The organism is Psychrobacter sp. TPE 89C (assembly GCF_055522395.1).
In genome coordinates this window covers 1-5,640 of the sequence record NZ_JBVFXW010000086.1, presented here as the reverse complement: position 1 = coordinate 5,640, position 5,640 = coordinate 1, and the positions used below count along the sequence as shown (strand labels likewise).

At 38.1% G+C, this 5,640-nt stretch carries 7 protein-coding genes; all 7 read right to left on the bottom strand.

Translation table 11 applies throughout. From position 1 onward, the window contains the following. Positions 1–330 precede the first annotated feature (330 nt). Positions 331–744, bottom strand: a complete 414-nt coding sequence (locus ACZW67_RS14105; protein WP_465183781.1) for an Imm44 family immunity protein — start codon at positions 742–744, stop codon at positions 331–333. Between the two features lies 1 nt (position 745). After that, positions 746–1,192, bottom strand: coding sequence for a hypothetical protein (locus tag ACZW67_RS14100; RefSeq protein WP_465183780.1), 447 nt, complete (start codon positions 1,190–1,192; stop codon positions 746–748). A gap of 175 nt (positions 1,193–1,367) precedes the next feature. Then, positions 1,368–1,781 carry an Imm44 family immunity protein gene (locus ACZW67_RS14095; RefSeq protein WP_465183779.1) on the bottom strand — a complete coding sequence of 138 codons (414 nt, stop codon included), beginning with the start codon at positions 1,779–1,781 and terminating at the stop codon, positions 1,368–1,370. Between the two features lie 14 nt (positions 1,782–1,795). Then, positions 1,796–2,332, bottom strand: a complete 537-nt coding sequence (locus ACZW67_RS14090) for a hypothetical protein (protein WP_465183778.1) — start codon at positions 2,330–2,332, stop codon at positions 1,796–1,798. Between the two features lie 71 nt (positions 2,333–2,403). Further along, a complete protein-coding gene (locus ACZW67_RS14085) occupies positions 2,404–2,850 on the bottom strand; it encodes a hypothetical protein (protein WP_465183777.1) in 447 nt (148 codons plus the stop codon). A 122-nt stretch (positions 2,851–2,972) separates the two neighbouring features. After that, positions 2,973–3,503: an ankyrin repeat domain-containing protein gene (locus ACZW67_RS14080; protein WP_465183776.1), complete on the bottom strand. Its 531-nt coding sequence runs from the start codon at positions 3,501–3,503 to the stop codon at positions 2,973–2,975. 2 nt (positions 3,504–3,505) lie between these two features. Beyond that, positions 3,506–5,640: GH-E family nuclease (locus ACZW67_RS14075; protein WP_465183775.1), on the bottom strand; the 2,135-nt coding region annotated here is incomplete at its 5' end.

The following is a 5,640-nucleotide window of genomic DNA, read 5'->3' as shown; positions in this document are numbered from 1 at the left end:
CGATCAAGGCAAGATTGTTGGTGGTGATGCTGGAGCCTTGGTTGACCTCGGTGTAGCTGCTGCTATTTGACTCACTTTTTGATGAGCCAATGGTGACCTTTATGCGAGTGCTGCCAAGTCCTTTCAGGCTGTCTACGTTAAGGAAGTTAACTACAAAAAAATGGCCTATAGATTTGAGTTATTTAATGGTCGTGAAATATGCGGGGCATGGGCTATTTTTCTTTAATAGTTAGCTTCGTGCCTCGTCCCTTGGCAAGGGCATATAGGTAGATATTTAGGTAAAGCGTCTTATTCATTGGGAGTCGCTAGCTCCTCCCAACCTACGTGCTGCTAATGAGTGGTTATCCAGCCGTTTTTTAAAGCAACGCTTTGTGTATCTTGACGTAAGCTTTCAATGCCTGCTTCGTTTAGTCCCTTTTCAATTAATAAATCTAGACTTCGCATCAGCATCTCGTAGATAAACTGTTGCTGACGCTTAGCATCTCCATTTACAAATTCAGGGTAGTCAATTTGTAATTTAAAATCCATTTTCTTAGTCTTAGACGAGTATTTTATGATTTCACAATATCGCTTTTGATCTACTTTGTCTTTCATTAAAATGGCTATGCAGCGCCATTTGTCTAAGTCGATATCATAATCTTTACCGTCGATTTTTGCGTTAATTTGGTCACGTACGAAGTTTAAAGCATGGCGAACAGGCTCACCAATTCCTCCGCTTATTTCCGCACTCATCCATAATTTCATGTTACCTACCTTTAAGCTCAGGTAGTGGCAAAGTCATAAACTGCGTCATGCCATACTCAAAATCACGCTCTAACTTATCTTCATCTATGACTTCACCAAGTTCTATAGCTTTTTGTTTTAATAAATCAAAACAGGATCTGACTCCTTCGGCAATGTATGAGCGTAACTCTACATCGGTTTTATTCTGCCAGCGCTCTTGTGGAATGGCGAAATCAATGGTGTAAACATTCCTACTGGCTGACTTTTGTAGAAATTCTGCGCCTTCAGACTCAAAGTCTTGATGTTTACCACTAATTCTAAAAACGATCGATAAGAAGAGCAAGGTTTTAAAATAATCACTACTATCTTGTTTCTGATAAAATATTCTATTTAGTAGAATATGATAATATCTAGTAGCTTTACCAGCTTGACTCCCTCCCGATTGACCGCTGAACTCAATCATATACATAATCTATCTCCTTTATATCGTAAATTAATTATCTACTTTTATTATCCTTTTTCATATGCGGTGGTACATAGTCAGGGTCATAGTTGGGGTGAAAGGGATCACATTTGCTCTCACGCTTTCAGTAAACTAAAAAAAGCTTAGTAAATACTAAGCCTTTTTGATACGATTCATGCTATTAATGAGTGGTTATCCAGCCGTTTTTTAGGGCTACGCTTTGTGTATCTTGACGTAAGCTTTCAATGCCTGCTTCGTTTAGTCCCTTTTCAATTAATAAATCTAGACTTCGCATCAGCATCTCGTAGATAAACTGTTGCTGACGCTTGGCATCGCTATTTACAAATTCAGGGTAATCAATTTGTAATTTAAAATCCATTTTCTTAGTCTTTGGTGAGTATTTTATGACTTCACAATATCGCTCTTGATCTACTTTGTCTTTCATTAAAATTGCTATGCAGCGCCATTTGTCTAAGTCAATATCATAGTCTTTATCGTTGATTTTTACGTTTATTTCATCTTCTACGAAGTTTCTTGCCGTTCTCATCTCATGACCAATATCACCACTATATTCCGAACTCATCCATAATTTCATAGCCACTCCTTTAGTTATTGATAGGTCTTATTAAGATCAGGCTTTTTACCATTTTCTTGTTCATATTGTTTAATCATTTCGGTTTGTTTGCGATGCATGTCAATTTTTGTTCCTGAGTCTATTTTCTCATATTCAACACCCATTTCTTCAATTTCATCAGTAGAATAGCGCTTTTGGTTACCTGCCCCATAGCGGTCTTCACCATGAGTGGTTTCACCGTATTTTAATGGTTCACCTGTGCGACGACAGGTTAGGCAATACAGTTCAGCAGGCTGATCGCCCAACGTATTACCGTGCTCATTAGGCGAACTGGTTGTCCGTTGCACGCCATTATCATCAATAACATAGTAACCACCACTATCTCTTCTATAGATTTCATTACCACTATCGTCACGCTTACCCGTACTGGTTAATCTTCCACCACTTGGGCCTGTGATACTACCATCAGAGTTGTTGGTGTACGCGCCTTCCTTAGCATCCCTAATCGCTAATATAGCGCCACCAGTTTCAGCGGCACCGATTTTATTACCATTAGTGCTATGCCATTGCATGAAAAAAGCCATCATAATAAATGATGGCTTTTAAGTTAATAAAATCAATGATTAATCAATAACAAATTACCCTACTTGATTTGATTCATCAAAATTTTTGAAAAATAATTTCCTTTTCTTCTATCTAAACAAGCAGTTACAAGCGCTCTAGGGCAACCAGTATATGCTCCTACATTTATAATAGGCAAATTATAAAATGCGTAATCCACGTCATCTAATTCAATTTTCCAAGTATTTGGATCTCTATCGGTCTTATCTCTTAGTACTTTCCTAAATGTTTCGCCAACATAGATACTATAGCCGTTAAGTATGTCAGCTGGCTCCTGTATAATTTCATTGTTATGTGAATACTGACTTAATAAATAGTTTTCTATAATATCTAAAGACTCAATTGAGTAATCAAGTTTATCTCTTATACACAATGGTTTTGAATCTATAAATCTATTTAAAGCATCTGATAAATTCATAAGCCAATATTGGAACAGATCAAAACGTTCGTCTCTTGTTTTTTCAGTCATAATAAACATCAGTTAATACGCTTAGTTTACCAAGTTTAGGTATACGATTTCTTCAACATAGCTAAATAAATCTTGAGGTTTATCTAACTCAATTATCTTTCAAGATTTTCCAACATATTTTTTTACTCATCTGAATAATTTTCAAGTATTTGTATTAATTCTTGAAAATCAGGATGATCACCTCGAAAGCCTTTAACTGCCTCAAGTAAGTAATCTTTTCCATTATAGTAGTTAACATCTCCACCATTTTTTAACATCAGTTCTAGTACATCTAACCTATCAGGCATCAGCAAAGTCATTCTCAGAGGTATAAGTTTATCTCTATTAGGAATGTTTGGATCTGCCCCTGCCTCTAATAAGGCAATAGCGGCTTCTGCATTTTCCCCTCGCATGGCATAGTGCAGTGGCGTCATACCATAACTGTCTTGAGCATTGATTGGAACACCTTTTTCTATAAAAAATTCAATAGTTTTTTTCGGTGGTTCTTTTGGGTTAAATCCCATTAAGAGTTCATGTAGCCAGTTCCACTTATCAGTTGGCGAGGTTTCAAAATAGTCCATATTATTAGTTTCAAATAATTCAACAGCTTCTTCTATTTGACCTTTTTTAAAAAGCCTAAAAACTTTCATTCGCATTTTTTTATATTCGTTCATAATTACTTTCCTTTGCTTCTATTACTATCAAGAAAATCTTGCATTTCATCTGTTAGTTCTTGTGGAATATCTTTGCCTTCCATCTCATCAGTATGACTACGGTTTTTAGACATATTTTCTAATCTAAAATGCTGAGGATGGCTATTAACATAGTCATTCAGCTCCTTTTGGGTCATATTTAATTCTGCTGCTGCTAGTTCAAGTCGTCTATGCTCACGACCATAGGCATGACCGATATCAATTGGGCCTTCGATGATATTACCTAATCTATCTTCATAATTGCCATTATCAAGCTTGGTATAGTTAGCTTCAATCTTTTCAATAGTTAGCTGTCTTAAATAAGGTCGGTTATATTCTGTATTATTGGCTACTGGGCGTTCATTAGGCGAGGCAGCGGGTCGTTGAACTCCTTTGTCATCAATATAATAGTAACCACCGCTCTCTCGTTGATAGATCTCATTACCATTATTATCAAACTGGCCCGTACTGCTTAATCTTCCACCATTTGGACCTGTGATACTACTATCAGAGTTGTTGGTGTACGCGCCTTCCTTAGCATCACCGATAGCTAATATAGCGCCACCAGTTTCAGCTGCACCAATGTCATTACCATTTGAATTACCTGTGATAGTCGTTGCACCGCCTGTATCAGGAGTACCTGTCACTGTAGCAGGCTTGGGAGTCATACCATCTAGACCCTTGCCGATTTCACTGGCGACATCGTCTATTTTTTTGACAGCTTGCTTACCTGCGCTACCAACACCGCCACCACCAACAATTTGACCTGCAATATTCGCTTTATATTCAGATTTTGCGCCAGCATTCTGCTGTAGGTCATATAAGTTGAGCTTAGCATTACTTAGCGCAGCCGCCTCTTCTAGCTGATCAAATCCTTCTTGCGCTATCTCTGGTGCATTATATATCAGCGTCCCAACTGTATTCGCGCCACTTTCAATAGTTCTTTGAGGGTCATTAATTAAATCTTCTGTTGTTTCAGCTACTTTTTCAGCACCACTAAAAATCGCTTTTACAGTGTCTGTGAAACCAGTGAATACTCCTTTGCTAAAACCAACAACCGTTCCCTTGTCACCGCTAATATCTCTACCAATACCTTCAAAGAAGCTAACTTCGGAAAGTTTAATGGCAGCACTGTTTTCCATTTGCACTTTAGCTTCGTTGTAATCATCTGAATTAGGATTGGTATTACCTCCTAGAGTATTTACTAAAAAAACCTCTTCATTGTTAAAGTCTTCTTTAGTTGCAGTAAAGCTATTGTTTTCCGTACCTATATAATAAGTAACTTTAGGATCTCTTGTAGCCGTAGCCGCAACAGTAATCGTATCTAGAGTTGTTGTTGGAATTAAATCTCCATGTTCATCATACTGATTAGTTTCCGAAGCAGCTTGGGCAGCGGCATTTTCAGCATCAATAGCTGCTTTCTCCGCAGCCATCTCAGCTTTTATATACTCAGGTGTTATTTTATCAGCCCAATCATACGCCTTTAAATCAGATGGCTTGACTTTACTTATATAGTTGAACGCTTCTTGATAATTCTCTATCTCTCCATCATCAATATACGTATCAATACTGTCTTTCCATCCTGCATCTATATTATATAATACTCCTCTGGTTAAGCGCTTTTCCGCCTCTTCGATACTTATTCCGTGTTTTCGAGCATAGTCTGGTGCAAGCAATTTAATCAATTTAGCTTCCTGTGGATGCAACTGTCTATTATTAGCATCCACATTAGTAGCCATCACCGTACTTGACGTATCAAGTCCAGAAGCACTACCTGCGCCTAGTAGAGCAAGACTCACCACACCGCTTGCCGTCCCTTTAGCGATACTCTCACTCATACCGCTTGCAATCAGTGACTCTGCTATCTTATCTTGCAAGTTATTAAGCGTTGGAGCAGCGGCAGCTACGCCACCTGTGGATAATGCACCCTCAACACTACCAGTGCCTAATGCACCAAGGGCAGTATGAGCGGCAACACGATAAACGCCACCTTCATCCCATTTTTTAATAGCTTCTAACTTTTTATCAATACTAAGAGTAGTATCATCTTTGATAGCATCAATACGGTTTTGTGAAAACTCAGCCACTGCCTTCGGCGCTTCTTTACCAAACTCTTGCG